This is a genomic window from Ruegeria sp. BC3, from assembly GCF_056539265.1.
The window spans coordinates 82,891-96,854 of sequence record NZ_JBQFUP010000003.1; the positions used below are offsets into that span (position 1 = coordinate 82,891).

14 protein-coding genes are annotated in these 13,964 nt (G+C 58.6%); all 14 read right to left on the reverse strand.

Annotated features, from left to right (window positions below):
* Positions 1–25 precede the first annotated feature (25 nt).
* A complete protein-coding gene (locus tag ACR0MV_RS09365; RefSeq protein ID WP_170422257.1) occupies positions 26–721 on the reverse strand; it encodes an RraA family protein in 696 nt (231 codons plus the stop codon).
* Positions 718–1,413: an alpha/beta fold hydrolase gene (locus ACR0MV_RS09370; RefSeq protein ID WP_170422259.1), complete on the reverse strand. Its 696-nt coding sequence runs from the start codon at positions 1,411–1,413 to the stop codon at positions 718–720. The genes ACR0MV_RS09365 and ACR0MV_RS09370 overlap by 4 nt, the downstream gene beginning before the upstream one ends.
* Positions 1,410–2,534 carry a cobalamin-independent methionine synthase II family protein gene (locus ACR0MV_RS09375; protein ID WP_480701934.1) on the reverse strand — a complete coding sequence of 375 codons (1,125 nt, stop codon included), beginning with the start codon at positions 2,532–2,534 and terminating at the stop codon, positions 1,410–1,412. The genes ACR0MV_RS09370 and ACR0MV_RS09375 overlap by 4 nt, the downstream gene beginning before the upstream one ends.
* A 56-nt stretch (positions 2,535–2,590) precedes the next feature.
* Entirely contained in the window at positions 2,591–3,553 is a 963-nt protein-coding gene (locus tag ACR0MV_RS09380; RefSeq protein ID WP_170422263.1) for a cupin domain-containing protein, read from the reverse strand.
* A 151-nt stretch (positions 3,554–3,704) separates the two neighbouring features.
* Positions 3,705–4,694 carry a nuclear transport factor 2 family protein gene (locus ACR0MV_RS09385; protein WP_480701935.1) on the reverse strand — a complete coding sequence of 330 codons (990 nt, stop codon included), beginning with the start codon at positions 4,692–4,694 and terminating at the stop codon, positions 3,705–3,707.
* Positions 4,691–5,710, reverse strand: coding sequence for a LacI family DNA-binding transcriptional regulator (locus ACR0MV_RS09390; protein WP_170422267.1), 1,020 nt, complete (start codon positions 5,708–5,710; stop codon positions 4,691–4,693). The genes ACR0MV_RS09385 and ACR0MV_RS09390 overlap by 4 nt, the downstream gene beginning before the upstream one ends.
* On the reverse strand, positions 5,710–6,477 hold the full coding sequence (locus ACR0MV_RS09395) for an SDR family NAD(P)-dependent oxidoreductase (protein WP_480701936.1): 768 nt from the start codon (positions 6,475–6,477) through the stop codon (positions 5,710–5,712). The genes ACR0MV_RS09390 and ACR0MV_RS09395 overlap by 1 nt, the downstream gene beginning before the upstream one ends.
* Position 6,478: 1 nt before the next feature.
* Entirely contained in the window at positions 6,479–7,531 is a 1,053-nt protein-coding gene (locus ACR0MV_RS09400; RefSeq protein ID WP_480701937.1) for an ester cyclase, read from the reverse strand.
* Positions 7,528–8,859 carry a histidinol dehydrogenase gene (gene hisD / locus ACR0MV_RS09405; protein ID WP_480701938.1) on the reverse strand — a complete coding sequence of 444 codons (1,332 nt, stop codon included), beginning with the start codon at positions 8,857–8,859 and terminating at the stop codon, positions 7,528–7,530. The genes ACR0MV_RS09400 and hisD overlap by 4 nt, the downstream gene beginning before the upstream one ends.
* A gap of 11 nt (positions 8,860–8,870) precedes the next feature.
* Entirely contained in the window at positions 8,871–9,401 is a 531-nt protein-coding gene (locus tag ACR0MV_RS09410) for an ester cyclase (RefSeq protein ID WP_170422275.1), read from the reverse strand.
* 135 nt (positions 9,402–9,536) lie between these two features.
* Positions 9,537–10,418, reverse strand: coding sequence for a carbohydrate ABC transporter permease (locus ACR0MV_RS09415; RefSeq protein ID WP_170422277.1), 882 nt, complete (start codon positions 10,416–10,418; stop codon positions 9,537–9,539).
* 9 nt (positions 10,419–10,427) lie between these two features.
* Positions 10,428–11,459 (reverse strand): carbohydrate ABC transporter permease, encoded by a 1,032-nt coding sequence (locus ACR0MV_RS09420; RefSeq protein WP_170422279.1) that lies wholly within the window; start codon positions 11,457–11,459, stop codon positions 10,428–10,430.
* Positions 11,460–11,526: 67 nt separating this feature from the next.
* The gene (locus ACR0MV_RS09425) at positions 11,527–12,771 is read right to left on the reverse strand and encodes an ABC transporter substrate-binding protein (RefSeq protein WP_170422281.1); all 1,245 of its coding nucleotides are present in this window, start codon (positions 12,769–12,771) and stop codon (positions 11,527–11,529) included.
* 97 nt (positions 12,772–12,868) lie between these two features.
* Complete coding sequence (locus ACR0MV_RS09430; protein WP_170422283.1) at positions 12,869–13,915, reverse strand: ABC transporter ATP-binding protein; 1,047 nt, start codon at positions 13,913–13,915, stop codon at positions 12,869–12,871.
* Between the last annotated feature and the right edge of the window lie 49 nt (positions 13,916–13,964).

Below are 13,964 nucleotides of genomic sequence, written 5' to 3' on the forward strand. Positions count from 1 at the left end.
ATGCGGGTTCAGGGCTGGCTGGGGCTTACGTCCGCGACGCCTCAAACGCGGCCCAGGCCGCCTCAAAGGCTTGGAAATCAAAACCTGGCTCACGGGCTGGCGCGAGGATCAGCTTCTCGGTTTCCAGGAGCTTATTGATGGCTTGCTCTAACACATCCACAACCTCGGGCGGGATCACCAAAGCGCCATGCCGGTCCGCGTGCACCAGATCGCCATTCTGGATCGTTAGACCAAAGATATTCACGGACGTCCCGATTTCCTTTACGTGCACGAAGCCATGGCTTGGGCCAACGGACCCGGCCACAACCGGAAACCCATCCGGCAAATCGCCCAGATCGCGCATTACGCCATTGGTCACCGCACCGCTGACGCCAAACCCTTTATGGACCGTTGTGTTGATCTCTCCCCAATAAGCCCCAATGCAATGCGGGTAATCCAGGTCCTCGACAACGGTGACAGCCGGACCTGTGCCCGTTGCCATGTGACGATAGTAATCCATCCGACGCTTGCGGATGACCTCGGGAGGCTCTTCAGGCGGGTTTACAGCGGCGATCTTGGCCGTTCGGGCATAGCCGACCATTGCGCCCGCGTCAGGGTTCGAACACAGCATCGTGCCCCGCGTGAACGCATTGAACCCGCGCTTGCCTTGGGCGACCTCAATCGCATTGCACACTGTCGGGGTATCAACAGATTTCAGAAGGTCCAGCAGGGATTGTTTCATATCGCCTCCAACCAGCGGCGCAGAGCCGCTGTTGTCTTTTCAGGTTGTTCCAGAGTGGGCAGGTGTCCGGCCTGTTCGATAATCTCAAGTCGGCTATCAAGCACCAGTTCATGCATCAATTCGTGCCGCGAGACGGGGCACAGTACATCATCGCGACCGCACAGGATCAGCGTCTCGCGGGTATAGTTGCGCAGTGTTTCGCTTTGATCAGGACGGTCGCGTAACGCGATGGATTGGTTGACAAAAACGTCAGCCCCCAGACCCATCGCCATATCCATGCACAAGTCCAGAATGGCCGCGCGATTGGGCCCGTCCGTCAGGTAGTTCGGCTTCATTTCTTCCGCCATCACCGTCCGCAAACCACCTTGTTTCGCGGCCTCGATCTGCGGGGTGCGGCGGGCTTTAACCTCATCCAGTTCGGCCAAAGGGTTCGTATCCAGCAGGGCCAACCCCGAGACACGCTCGGGCGCGTGGCGCAGGATTTCCATCGCCACGATCCCGCCCATGGACAGACCCGCCAAAGCAAACCGAGGCGGCGCGTGGGCCAAAACCTCGGCTGCCAGAGCGGCCATCGTATCATGCCCCCCAATCGGCGCGCAAAGGATCGGATAGCTGCCCGACAGCGCTGCGATCTGGGGGCTGAACAGCCGCGCATCGCACATCATGCCGGGCAGAAGAATAAGCGGCGTCATTTGACCAGAGCAGCCCCTTCGGCCAGCGCGCCCAGCTTGGCGTACGCGATATCGGGATCAACCGCGCCGAAACCCGCGAAGGTTCCGAACCCGCAATCTGATCCGGCAATCACCCGGTCCGGGCCGACAATACCCGCAAACCGCTCAATCCGCTGCGCAATCAGTTCGGGGTGTTCGACAAAGTTGGTGGTGGTATCCACCACGCCCGGCACCAGAACCTTATCGTCCGGGATTTCGGCCTTGCGGTCGCGGAACACAGTCCATTCATGCGCGTGACGGGGGTTCGAGGTCTCAAACAGCACGTAGCGCGCCTTGGTCGACATTAGGGTAGAAAACACCTTGTCCATGCCGATATCGCAGCAATGCGGCCCTTCGTAGTTGCCCCAGCAAATATGAACACGGACCTTGTCCGAAGGCACGTTTTCCAACGCGTGGTTCAGCGCCTCGACATGCATGTCTGCGACCTTCACGAATTCTTCATCCGACAGGTCGGTGAACAGCATGTGGCGCGACAACGCCAGATCCGGGCAGTCCAGCTGCAACTCCAGCCCTGCAGCCACGATAGTCTCGTATTCCTGCTTCATCGCGTCTGCGAGCGCTTCCAGATACGCCTCGCGCGTTGCATAGAAATCGTTCTGCAGGAACAGTGAAATAACACCCGGGCTCGCGGCATTCATAAACCCGCGCTCGATCCCATGCGCGGCCATCGCAGCCTTAAGATTGTCGATGTCTTTCTGTAATTCCCCCTGCCCTTTCGAACGGACTTCACCTACGCACATCGGGCGAGCGTATTGCGGCGTACCACCGTCATCGGCCAGCCGTTTCAGAAAGCCAGGGAACATTTTCAGATCCGCCGGGGCGTTGCGCGGGCTGTCCCCGTCAAAACCGGTGTAGCGGTCTTTGACGTAGGTCGCGTAGGAAATTTTCGACGTCTCGCCATCCGACACGATATCGACCCCGGCCTCAGCCTGCTTGCGAACGGTCTCGGAAACCGCCGAGGTCATGCAGGCATCAAACGCAGCTTGATCAAACGGTTCCTCCCGCTCGCGTGCAAAGATGAAATCGACAACCTCCTGCGTGCGCGGAAGGCTTCCTACATGGGTGGTCGAAATGCGGGTCATATCGTGTCTCTTACCAAGTTATGTGAAGCGCCGCCTGGAAAGGCGGCGCAAGTGTTTTAGCTGCCTGTCCAGGTCGGCCCGGCGGGATCGTCGGTTGCGGTGATCCGGTACAGCCCCGCATCACCCGTCATGGACGGCGCGGCGCTGTAGCTTTCGCCCGGCAGGACCAGAGCCGTGTCCCCATTTGATAGCGTGACTTCCACGTCATCAATCGTGATACGCCAATGTCCGCTGGCGGGCATAAGCACCACTGGCTTGTCAGCCTTCACCGAGTCAGGCACGCTGGAGCCGCGCCCAAGGAAATCGACCTCGAACCCGGGCTTGTCTTTGATCAAGCCGTTTTCGCCGATCACCACCGCAGGCCTGTTCGACGAAAGCGCCATCAGGTCCCAATAGCGGGCAACGTATTTGCCGATGACGCTCTCGACCGGAACTTCGGGATAGGCCTTCAGCTCTTCTTCGGTCAGCAGAGGCATCGGCTGCACGTTATGTGGCAATTCTTGGCCCTTCTTGCTGTCATAGAGCACGCCGTTATTGCCCAGCATTAAGCCATGCGCCTGCGCGTCCTCGATGACTTGCGGTGCCCAGGTGACCCCGCCGCCTGCATCGTCGCCGCCAAGGATCGACATGATCATGCCGTAGTCCTGGCCTACGTTTTCGAAGCCACGGAAGATGCCCGTCGGGATGTTGAAAATATCACCCTCTTCAGCAATGAACTCTCCCGCCGTGCCATAGCGTCCCCAGAAGAACCGCCAGCGGCCCTTGGCCACAAAGAACACCTCGGCCGTTGTGTGGCTGTGCAGCGAGTTGCGGCATTTCGGCGGCTGTCCGGCTGCGCCGATGTTGAAACCGATCTTGTCGGTGATGTGGACGTGCTGATCGGGGCTTTCCGAAACGCCTCCACCGACAATGGTAAAGTTCTCTTTCTGATCCGAACCCGGCGTGTGCGCGTCGATGAACGCGGTTTTGCAGGGTTGCAATTCGCCATAGCGGACGATGCGGCTTTGGATTGTGCTCATATCTGTTTTCCTTCTGATTGGGGTTTGAATGGTTCAAACTCCAAGCCCCGGAGGACGATTGTTCAGCCGCCGGGCACGCAGGCTGGCGCGATGCGCGTGAAACCGCCGCGCCCGCTGCCCAGCATCCAGATTTGAGACCCGGCGCGGCATTCTACAGATCGCCGGACTTCAGTAGGATCTGCTTCCAGACCGATGTTTCGTCGAACAGAGTGTATTCGCGGCGCAGCTGCGGCTGACCACCGATCAACTCACCGAATTCACCATGGCTGATGCCCAGCACATAGACCTGAGCGCCGGTCGGAACGCCGAAAGCGCCCCAGCCTTCGTGCTTGCCCCACAGGCTCCAGCGTACAGCTGCACGCGGGGCCATGTTCGGATCGTCACGGCCGATCTGATGTTCGATCTTGAACTCGGCATTCGGGAAGCTGGCGCGCAGTCCCATCCAGAACCGGTCGACGGCGTCCCAACCATGACCCGTCACGCCACCCACGTATTCAGATTGAACCGCACGGTCATACTCGGTTTCGATCGCGGCCATATCCGCACCCATGATCCGGGTCAGGATATCGGCATAGCGTTGACCCCATTCATTGTCGTTGCCCTTACCCTTGTAGGGACCGGGCTGGTCGGTGTTTGGAGTCAGCGGTTTGACGCACTTGTCCGGCCCGCCCTCACGCGCGATCAGGTCAGCCGCATAGTCCTTCGGGTCCCACCCCATCTGGCGGACGATCGCGCCCTGATCGCGGATCAACCATTCATCGTTGATCTGATTGTCGATGGCATGACAGTCGGCCAGAATACGATATCGCAGCTTGGTCCCCGTCGCCTTGCCATAAACGCCATCCGACAGATGCGTCGCGGTCGAGATGATCCGGTGCGAGCTCAGCATGCCCTCTTCCGGCGTGCCGGACCAGATCACATCCTCGCCTAGCAATTGCCGGTCAGGAAACTCTGCCAGCGTCGCCATGGTTGCGCCGATAACGTTCTGGTTGCCCAACACCACCGATGCGGGCGAACGCACGACAATATCGGGCGAGTAGTAATGATGCAGTGTCGAGATACCGCGATCTTCCCAGATCTCTTTGGTGATCCCGATAATGTAGTCGGGAAAGTCTTTGAATTTGGGATCAAATCCCTTCATGTCTTCCATCCTTCAGGTATGCGGGCCGAGCCGCGAACGATCAGCGGTCCGTCGATCTCTAACCGGCGCGGGCCAACGTCCGGGCCTTCGATTTTGCTCAGTAAAATGTCCACGGTTTCGGCAACCATACGGTTGGCAGGTTGCCTCACGGTGGTCAGGTCATAGGTGGGCCATGCAGCCACGGCCACGTCATCATATCCAACGACAGAAACATCATTGGGCACGTTCAGGCCCAATTCGAACCTCAGAGTATCCATCACCGCAATCGCCATATGATCGTTGGCGACAAACACGGCGTCCGGCGGATCAGCGGCAAACATCTCGAGGGTCGCTTCGCGCGATTTTTCGCTGGAAAAGTCACCAACCCCGCGCGCGTGCAACGCGACGCCCGCTTTGTTCAGCGCAGCTAAAAATCCTGCTTCGCGGTCCCGTTGGGTCGAGGCCCCTTCCCAGCCCGCGATGTACCCGATTTTCTTGTGGCCGCCTGCCAGAAGAAAATCAGCCACCTTGCGGCCTCCGGCAATATTGTCGGACGAAACCGCAGACATCCCCGGATCGTCCTGCGCCCGGTTGAACAGCACCACCGGAATACCAGCTGCCTGACACCGATCAGACAGATCCGAGGACAACGCCACCGATGCGGCAATGATTCCATCCACTTGGAAATCAAGGATTTCCTCGACCACCTTGTCGATGTTCTGCGCCGAGTTCGATGCCATGAAGACTAGAACGTGATAGCCACGTTCCTGCAGCGCGTTTGTCAGCTTTTCCAGCGCCTCGGGATAGAACTGATTGTTCAGATACGCCACGACCAACCCGATGATCCGGCTTTTGCCGGAAACAACTGCGCGGGCCAAAACGTTGGGTCGGTACCCCAGCTCATCCGCCGCCTTGCGCACTTTCTCGGCTGTTTTCTTGGAAGCAGATGCGCCGGGCGTAAACACCCGGCTGACCGCAGATTGACTGACCCCGGCCAGGCGGGCAACGTCTAAGGATGTGATCTTTTGCCCAGGCATCAGTCTGCTGTCCAACCCCCGTCAATCATCATCGCAGTCCCGGTAACAAGCGCCGAGGCATCTGACGCGAGATAGACTACCGCGCCCATGATGTCTTCGATTTCGCCAGGGCGGCCCAGTTTGATCTTGTCCAGAATCCAGGCACGTTTATCCGGGTCATCAAAGGTCGCGCGCGTCAGGTCCGTCAGGATAAAGGTCGGGCAGATCGTGTTGACCCGGATCTTTGCCGGACCGAACTCTAGCGCCATCGCCTTGGTGAACCCTTCGACCGCGAATTTCGAGGCGCAGTACACCGCCCTTTCCCGCCCGCCGACATGCCCCATCTGGCTGGAGATGTTGATCAGCGATCCGGCCCGACCTGTCTGCAACAAGCCTTTGGCCACCGCTTGGGTCAGAAAGTACGCACCACGGACGTTGACATCCATCACGGCGTCAAAATCTTCTGTCGCCGTTTCGATCGCCTTGCCATGTCGCGCCAGACCTGCGGAGTTCAGCAAGATGTCGAACGGCCCGTTCTCTGCGACAGCTGCAGCCGTTTTGTCGACGTCCGAGACGTCGAGCTCAAGCGTATTGGCCGCCCACCCCCGTGCCTTCATCTCATCCGCGATATCCTGCAGCGCGCCAGTGCGGCGCGCTGCCAAAGTCACCTCAGCACCGCGTTCGGCCAACGCGACAGCACAGGCCATACCGATGCCGGAGGATGCTCCGGCTATCAACGCGCGCTTGCCGCTCAGTTGGAAACTTGGAGTGCTGGGGAATTGGGGCATATCAGACCTCGCCGACCGGGAATGGAACTTCACCCATTACACGAGCCTTGTTGAACTCGCGCAGACGGGCGAAGACATCTACGCCCAGTTGCCGGTACGCGTCCAGCAGGTCAACCATCACCCAGTTTTCGCGGATCAACCCATTCTCCAGCCGCCAGAAATCCAACGACCGCATGGTGATCCGCTGCCCCGAGGGCGCAATCCCCATCCAGCCGTCATGGGTCACGGTCTGGATCATGTTGGGCCAGCCGGTTACCGCCGCGTATTCGGCATCACCAAAGAAGTGATAGGTGATGTCGTCCACGTATTTGCCGCGGTCAGGCATGCCATTGAGGAACGGAATCTGGTGCCAATTGCGGAAACCCGCAATACCTCGGCCGGTTCCGATGCCCGCGGGCCCGTACCAGTTCATGCGCGGATGCCAGAACTTGTCCATCTCCATCACCTCAGGCCCACCCTGGCTTGGGTGCTTTTTGAGGTGATTGAGCATCTCGACAATGTGGTCGCATGAGGCCTGAGATTTGGCCTCGTCCCATGGACCGGGCACGATGCCGTCCAGCGTTGCGGGGCCGGGAATGCAGAACTCCAGCCCCAAGGACGGGGCCATCGGCCAGGCATTCGCCTGCATCATGACTTCGGGGATATCCCAAAGCGTCTGGATCTCGACGACCTGGCCATCCTCGATACGGTAGAACTCGTGGAACCGCATGTGGGTCAGATGCCCGGTCGGCGGAATGTCCAGCCATGGCGCGACAAAGGTGCCGATGTAGTGCCCACCACATCCGATCCAGTCGCCACCATGTTCGGTGCGTCCGCCCATGACGATCCAATCCCGACGCTCGAGATCAGGCATAGCCTTCAACAGCGGAGCATAACACGTATCGTAAAGCTCCTGCGGGCCGGACAGATCGCCAAACGGATGCGGCATATGCACCACGGCATCCGGGGCGATGGCCCCCTTCAGCGCAGCCTGCACACGAACCGCATCAAAGTCATACATCGCGGCCCGAAGCGGCGCGATCAGCGCCTTGTTGGCCGTGTGGACGTCGCTCATTCTGCGGCCTCGCGATATGGTGCGCCTTCGCCGTAGGGAACATTGATGCCGCCATAGCGACGGACGCGGACGTTGCATTGCTCGGCGTGCCCAACAAACCCTTCGAGCATACACAGGCGTGAGCCGTATTCGCCGATAATGGTTGCGGCCTCGTCGGTCAGAACTTTCTGATAGCTGTGTGTTTTCAGGAACTTACCCACCCAGAGACCACCTGTGTAGCGACCGGCCTTTTTGGTCGGCAGCGTGTGGTTTGTTCCGATCACCTTGTCGCCATTCGCGACATTGGTACGCGGACCAAGGAACAACGCGCCATAGCAGGTCATGTTTTCCAGGAACCAATCGTCGCGGTCTGTCATCACCTGCACATGCTCTGAGGCGATGTCATCAGCCACCTCAAGCATTTCGTCATAGGTATCGCATACGATGACCTCGCCGTACTCTTCCCAGCTGACCTTTGCAGTGTCAGCAGTCGGCAGAATACCCAGAATGCGGTCGACCTCGCCCAGAGTAGCCTCGGCCAGTTTGCGCGAGTTGGTCAGCAGAACGCAGGGGCTGTTATACCCGTGCTCGGCCTGCCCCAGCAGATCCGTCGCACACAGTTCGGCGTCAGCGGCGGTTTCATCCGCGATCACCATGGTCTCGGTTGGACCAGCGAACAGGTCGATACCCACCCGTCCGAACAATTGACGCTTGGCCTCGGCAACAAAGGCGTTGCCGGGTCCGACCAGCATATGGACCGGCTTGATCGTTTCGGTGCCAATCGCCATTGCGCCAACGGCCTGAATACCACCCATGACGTAAATCTCATGCGCGCCGCCCAGATGCATCGCGGCAATCACAGCCGCATTGGGCTTGCCCTGAAACGGAGGTGTACACGCAATGATGCGCGGAACGCCCGCCACTTTGGCCGTGGCAACGGACATATGAGCCGAGGCCACCATCGGGAACTTACCGCCCGGAACATAGCAGCCGACGGACTGCACCGGGATATTCTTGTGGCCAAGGATCACGCCGGGCTGCGTCTCGATTTCGATATCCAGCATCGAGTCGCGCTGCGCCTGGGCGAAATTCATCACCTGCTCTTGTGCGAACTTGATGTCCGCCAGTTCCCGGTCGCTCAGCGACGCGATCAGATCGTCGATCTCTTGCTGACTCAGGCGAAAGCTCTCGGGTGAGTAGTTGTCGAATTTCTCCGACAACTCACGCACGGCCGCGTCACCGCGAGCCTCGATATCCTTCAGCGTCGCCTCGACGACGGCGCGGGTTTTGGCATCATCCTCGGCCCGGTCGGCCTCGGGTTTGCCGCGTTTGAGATAGTCGATTGCCATTGTCCTATTCCTCAGTTGTCGGGCCGGGGCGGTGTTTTTTCGCCCCGGTCAAATGCTTCCCAGCCTTCGCCGTTGAATAAGTCCACGCCCAGCTGCGCTGCGACGTGGGCGAAGTCGACGTTCACCCAGTTGTCGACGATCTTGCCGTCGACGACTTTCCAGAAGTCCATGTACCGGATCTCGACCCGCTTACCGGTGGGCGCAATACCCAGAAACTCGCCGGAATGAGTGGCCTCTTGCCGGCCAAACGCCGCGGCCCATTCGCCCATGTACAGGCGCGCTTCGTCGATGCAGGTCTTGTCGGAAAACGCCGCCTGAAACGGGCGTTGCCAGTTGTTCTGAAACTCTTCCAACCCAGTCTTTGTTCCACAGCCCTGGTTACCCAGCCAGCGGAACCCCTGCGAGAAGAACTCGCCAATGTCGTCGATGCGGTGGTCGTTCAATCCGTCGACCATCCCTTCGATAACCGCTCGGGTTTCTTCGGTTTTGCTCATATCCGTGTCTTTGGTCAGCACGGCCTGTTCGGGGCGTGAACCCTTCATGATTTTCGTCCTTGTTCTGATGCATGAGGAATTTTCTGTTTTTCAGAGCGGCTTAAGTCTCAGACAAAAAATCCCTCGGCATCCGGTTGAGCGCCGGATGGCGCCCAATGGCATTATGTCGGGCAGAGGCGCTCATCAGCCTTTCACCGCCCCTGCAGTCAGACCGCTGACAATCTGGCGCTGGAAGAAAAGGATCAGCACGAACAGCGGCGCGGTGGTCGAGACCACGGCGGCAACCGCGTACATCACTTTGCCTTCGACCTGGGTGGTGCCCATAAAGCTGTTGATGGCCGGAATGATGGTTTCGTTATCTGCACTCAGCAGCATCGCCGTAACGGCAAAGTCGTTATAGGCCAGCAAAAAGCTGAACAGGCCGGTGGTAATCACGCCTGGCCACATAACCGGAACGATCACATGCCAGAATGCCTGAAACCGGGTGCAGCCATCGACCATTGCGCTTTCATCCATGTCTTTCGGGATATTCTTGAAGAACGAATGCAGCATCCAAAGCGTGAATGGTTGGTTGATCGCAACCAACACAATGATCGTGGTCGGCAGAATGCCCCAGACGTTCCACTCGAAGAACGGCAGCAGGTAGCCGGAGACCAGTGTGATATGCGGCATGGCGCGGAACACCAGAGCAGCCATCAAAATCCAGAACGCATAGCGGAAGCCGGATCTGGCGAGCGCATAACCACCGAGCGTCCCAAAGGTCAGCGAGATGACAACGGTACAGAACACCACAATCCCGGTGTTTCTGAAATTGAACCAGAAATCCTCAAGCACCCAGGCGCCGTAGTAACCCGCACCGGTGAAGGCGCTGCCGGTTTGTTCGATTGTGTTTGTGCCCCGCAGCGCGTTCATCCAGTCGGCCTTGGACAAAAAGTCGGCCTGCACTTTGAAGCTGCCCCAGAACGTCCAGAAGAAAGGGAATGCTGCGATAATGAGCCAAACTGCAACAAAGCCATAAGAGAACAGCTTGAGCGGGGTCATGCGGGATTGTGCGTTAGTCGCCATGTCGTGTCCTCAGTGAGATTTGCGGGTGAAGTCGCGCCATGTGCGTATCAGCACGGGCATCATCAGGATGATCACAAGGATAATGGTGATCAGCGAGGTTGCACCCGCAGATGCATAGAGCGGATTGCCACTTTCGCGCAGGTCGTTGTAGATAATCCAGCTGAGCGACTGAGCATGCGCCTCGGCCTTGAAGCTGACGATCGGCTCGAACACTCGGAAGTTGTCCATGATCAGCATCAGCGTCACGAACGATACCAAGGGCATCAGGTGCGGCACAACAACGTGGATCATGCGCTGCCATTTGCTCGCGCCGTCGATCTGAGCGGCTTCCATCGTGTCTTCGGGCACGGTCTGAAGACCTGCGTAGAAGGTGATGAAGCTGAACGGCAGGGTGTGCCAGACGCCATACACCATCAACATCGTCCAGGTCAGCGCGGTCGAAGCCTTAAGGCTGAGGGATGGATCATTGAATATGCGTTGAATGGTGGCCCCAATCACACCATCGCTGTCGACCATCCAGAACAGGATCAGCGAGCCGACAAGCGGCGTGACCAGAAAGGGCAGAAGCGAAATGAAGATCGCCAGCCCCTTTAGCATGCCGGGCAAGTTATTGACGCCAACAGCGATGGCCATGCCAAGGATCAGAACCAGCGGGGTGACAACCGCGGTGTAGGCCAGCGTGAACGCCAGCGCGCTATAGAACGGCAGATTGTAGACCTTGCCCCAGAACTCACCAAACGACGCGGAGCTGGACCATGCCTCACCCACCTCAGAGAAGGCCAGATGCGAGCGGTTGGCATATGTCCCAAGCCCGTTGAATTGGCCAAGCGGCTGATCAGCGCGCAGTTTTTCGGTTGCTTCGACATCAACCGCCGTCGACTCGGTACACCCGAAAGGGCCGCAGTTTTCGGTCACAACCAAAACCTGCTCGTGCTCGACAAAAAGCGATTGGACAAAGACCGAGACAATGGGCAGCGCGATAAACAGGATCATCGCGGAGAGCGTCGGCAGAATGAACCAGAAAAAGGTACGGTGCTTCATAGCGGATGTCCCGATCTAATATCCGAAAAGAGAGGGGGCCAAGTGCAGCCCCCTCAGTCGGGGAGAGTTACTGAAGGAACCCGGCTTCTTTGGCCGACGTTCTGTACGCAGATTCAACATCCGCCAGTGCCTGTTCGGCACTCTCGTCACCTTTGATGAAATCCGACAGTTCGGTGCCAAGTGCCGCGTGCAGCAGGCCCATTTGCGGGATCATCGGATAGGGCTTGGCCCCACCTTGCGCGGTCTGGGCAACACCCGCCGCAGCCGGTCCGGGGGTAAAGCCATCCAGCAGCCAAACCGCATCATCATTGTTCGCCGATACCATTTCAGGTGTCAGAGCACTGACGAGGGCCGCAAATGTCGCCTCGGCTTCTTCATCCGAAACGTTGGAGGCAATCGAGATGCCATCCCACCACAGCGTGGCAGACGGGATCGAACCACCACCTACGGTCGGCGCACCGGACAGAACGGTGTTCGATGTCACCTCTTCGGTCGATCCTTCGTCATCAAGGATCGGCGCGCCGCGTGACCCCCACATGACACCCAGAGCGGCTTGGCCGGATTCCCACAGGCCCTGCGTTTCGTTCGATGCATGGGTCAGGTGGTCGGGATGCGCGTATTCGGCAATCGCCTTCATGGTTTCAAGCGCAGCCAGACCTTTTTCATTGTTGATCGAGGGTTCCGCCGAGCCAGGCTCGAAGAATTCGCCGCCATGGCCGAGGTAGATCATGTTGAAGACTTCGGCGAGGTTCCAACCGGTCTGCATGTTGATAACGATCGGATGCTCCATGATACCCGCCTCGCGGATCATTTTCGCAGCTTCGATCACTTCTTCATAAGTCGCCGGGATACCCTCGAAACCGGCTTGCTCAAGGATATCCTTGCGCGAGAAGAGGTGCTGAGAGTTCGCCATGAATGCCACAGCCATAACATTGCCGTCGATGGTGATCAGCAGGTTCGGCGAGATGTTTTCGCCGTATTTCTCGACCAGATCGTTCAGCGGGCGGACCAGACCGTCATTCATCAGCTGGGTCAGGGTCGCGTTTGCCAGAATGACCGAGGAATACTCGGACGGGTTCGGCGTCAGAGCCGCGTTCATGATCGAACGTGCTTCGGTCGTGTGGTTTGTTGCAAAGTCCGATGCGCCGCTTGCACAGTTGGCTTCTGCCGCGCCCGCGACGGCGTGGATCGCCGGGAAGTCGCTGGCCAGAATGCGGATGGATTGACCTTCCGGACCACAATTGGCGGCATAAGCGGCCGATCCCATCAGACCCACAAAGGTCGTTACGGTTGCTAGCTTTCTCAGAAACATCTCAGTCTCCCTGTTTCTTTGAGTTTTGGTTGCGCGCCCCTTACACGCAGTGGGTTTGATCCCGGGGCTTTTCCCCGGTGATTGAGCGGGGGTAATGTCAGATCCGTTGTCCGGTCTGACCGTCAAACAGATGACAAATCTCGCTGGGAACCGAGATCGACACCATGTCGTCAATTTCGGCGCGATAGTTTTTGTCGGCTTTCACGGACACCAGTGCTCCGCCCACGCGGACGGAAATCATGGTCGCGTCGCCCAGCAGTTCCTGGGTGTAGATCGGCGCGTTGATCTGGCCCTGCCCTTCGGCGGCCAATGTGGCATCCTCGGCCCGGAAGCCCAAAGTCATGGGACCATCCGGCGCGTTCACGCCGGAAATCTCGACGTTCTTCGCAGTGAAGGTGCCGCCCCGCACTTCGCCTTCCATCAGGTTCATCGCCGGGTTGCCAATGAAGCTGGCGACAAAGGTGTTGGCGGGCGTGTCATAAATCTCGGTCGGGCTGCCAACCTGCTGAACAACACCGCTTTTCATCACGACCACGCGGTCGGCCAGAGTCATCGCTTCGATCTGGTCGTGGGTCACATAGATCGTGGTGACGGCCAGTTCGTGGCTGAGGTTCTTGATTTGGGCGCGTGTCGAAACGCGCAGCTTGGCGTCAAGGTTCGACAGCGGTTCGTCCATCAAAAAGACGTTCGGTTCGCGCACGATAGCACGCGCCAGTGCAACCCGCTGCCGCTGACCGCCCGACAGTTCAGCCGGTTTACGGTGCAGAAAGTCATCCAGTTCAACCATGGCCGAGGCGCGACGTACCTTTTCGTCATGCGTCGAGGGGTCGATGCCCCGCACTTTCAGCGGGAACCGGATGTTTTCATAGACGTTCATGTTCGGGTACAGGGCGTAAGACTGGAACACCATCGCCACATCGCGGTCTTTGGGCTCCATGTCGTTGACGCGCTGACCGTCAATCAGAATGTCGCCTTCGCTGGCATCCTCAAGCCCCGCGATCATGCGCATCGTGGTGGTTTTTCCACAGCCGGACGGGCCAAGAAGCACCAGAAACTCTTTGTCAGAAATTGTAAGGTCGAAATTGTCGACCCCAACAAACGAGCCCCAACGCTTTCCAACATTGCGAAGTTGAATCTCGGCCATTCTGTCCTCCCTGCCGCACGCACAATGCATACGTTTGCAAAAGCATAGA

Coding starts and splice junctions, on each gene's coding strand:
- ACR0MV_RS09365 (WP_170422257.1), bottom strand. CDS start 721: ATGAAACAATCCCTGCTGGACCTTCTGAAATCTGTTGATACCCCGACA.
- ACR0MV_RS09370 (WP_170422259.1), bottom strand. CDS start 1,413: ATGACGCCGCTTATTCTTCTGCCCGGCATGATGTGCGATGCGCGGCTG.
- ACR0MV_RS09375 (WP_480701934.1), bottom strand. CDS start 2,534: ATGACCCGCATTTCGACCACCCATGTAGGAAGCCTTCCGCGCACGCAG.
- ACR0MV_RS09380 (WP_170422263.1), bottom strand. CDS start 3,553: ATGAGCACAATCCAAAGCCGCATCGTCCGCTATGGCGAATTGCAACCC.
- ACR0MV_RS09385 (WP_480701935.1), bottom strand. CDS start 4,694: ATGAAGGGATTTGATCCCAAATTCAAAGACTTTCCCGACTACATTATC.
- ACR0MV_RS09390 (WP_170422267.1), bottom strand. CDS start 5,710: ATGCCTGGGCAAAAGATCACATCCTTAGACGTTGCCCGCCTGGCCGGG.
- ACR0MV_RS09395 (WP_480701936.1), bottom strand. CDS start 6,477: ATGCCCCAATTCCCCAGCACTCCAAGTTTCCAACTGAGCGGCAAGCGC.
- ACR0MV_RS09400 (WP_480701937.1), bottom strand. CDS start 7,531: ATGAGCGACGTCCACACGGCCAACAAGGCGCTGATCGCGCCGCTTCGG.
- hisD (WP_480701938.1), bottom strand. CDS start 8,859: ATGGCAATCGACTATCTCAAACGCGGCAAACCCGAGGCCGACCGGGCC.
- ACR0MV_RS09410 (WP_170422275.1), bottom strand. CDS start 9,401: ATGAAGGGTTCACGCCCCGAACAGGCCGTGCTGACCAAAGACACGGAT.
- ACR0MV_RS09415 (WP_170422277.1), bottom strand. CDS start 10,418: ATGGCGACTAACGCACAATCCCGCATGACCCCGCTCAAGCTGTTCTCT.
- ACR0MV_RS09420 (WP_170422279.1), bottom strand. CDS start 11,459: ATGAAGCACCGTACCTTTTTCTGGTTCATTCTGCCGACGCTCTCCGCG.
- ACR0MV_RS09425 (WP_170422281.1), bottom strand. CDS start 12,771: ATGTTTCTGAGAAAGCTAGCAACCGTAACGACCTTTGTGGGTCTGATG.
- ACR0MV_RS09430 (WP_170422283.1), bottom strand. CDS start 13,915: ATGGCCGAGATTCAACTTCGCAATGTTGGAAAGCGTTGGGGCTCGTTT.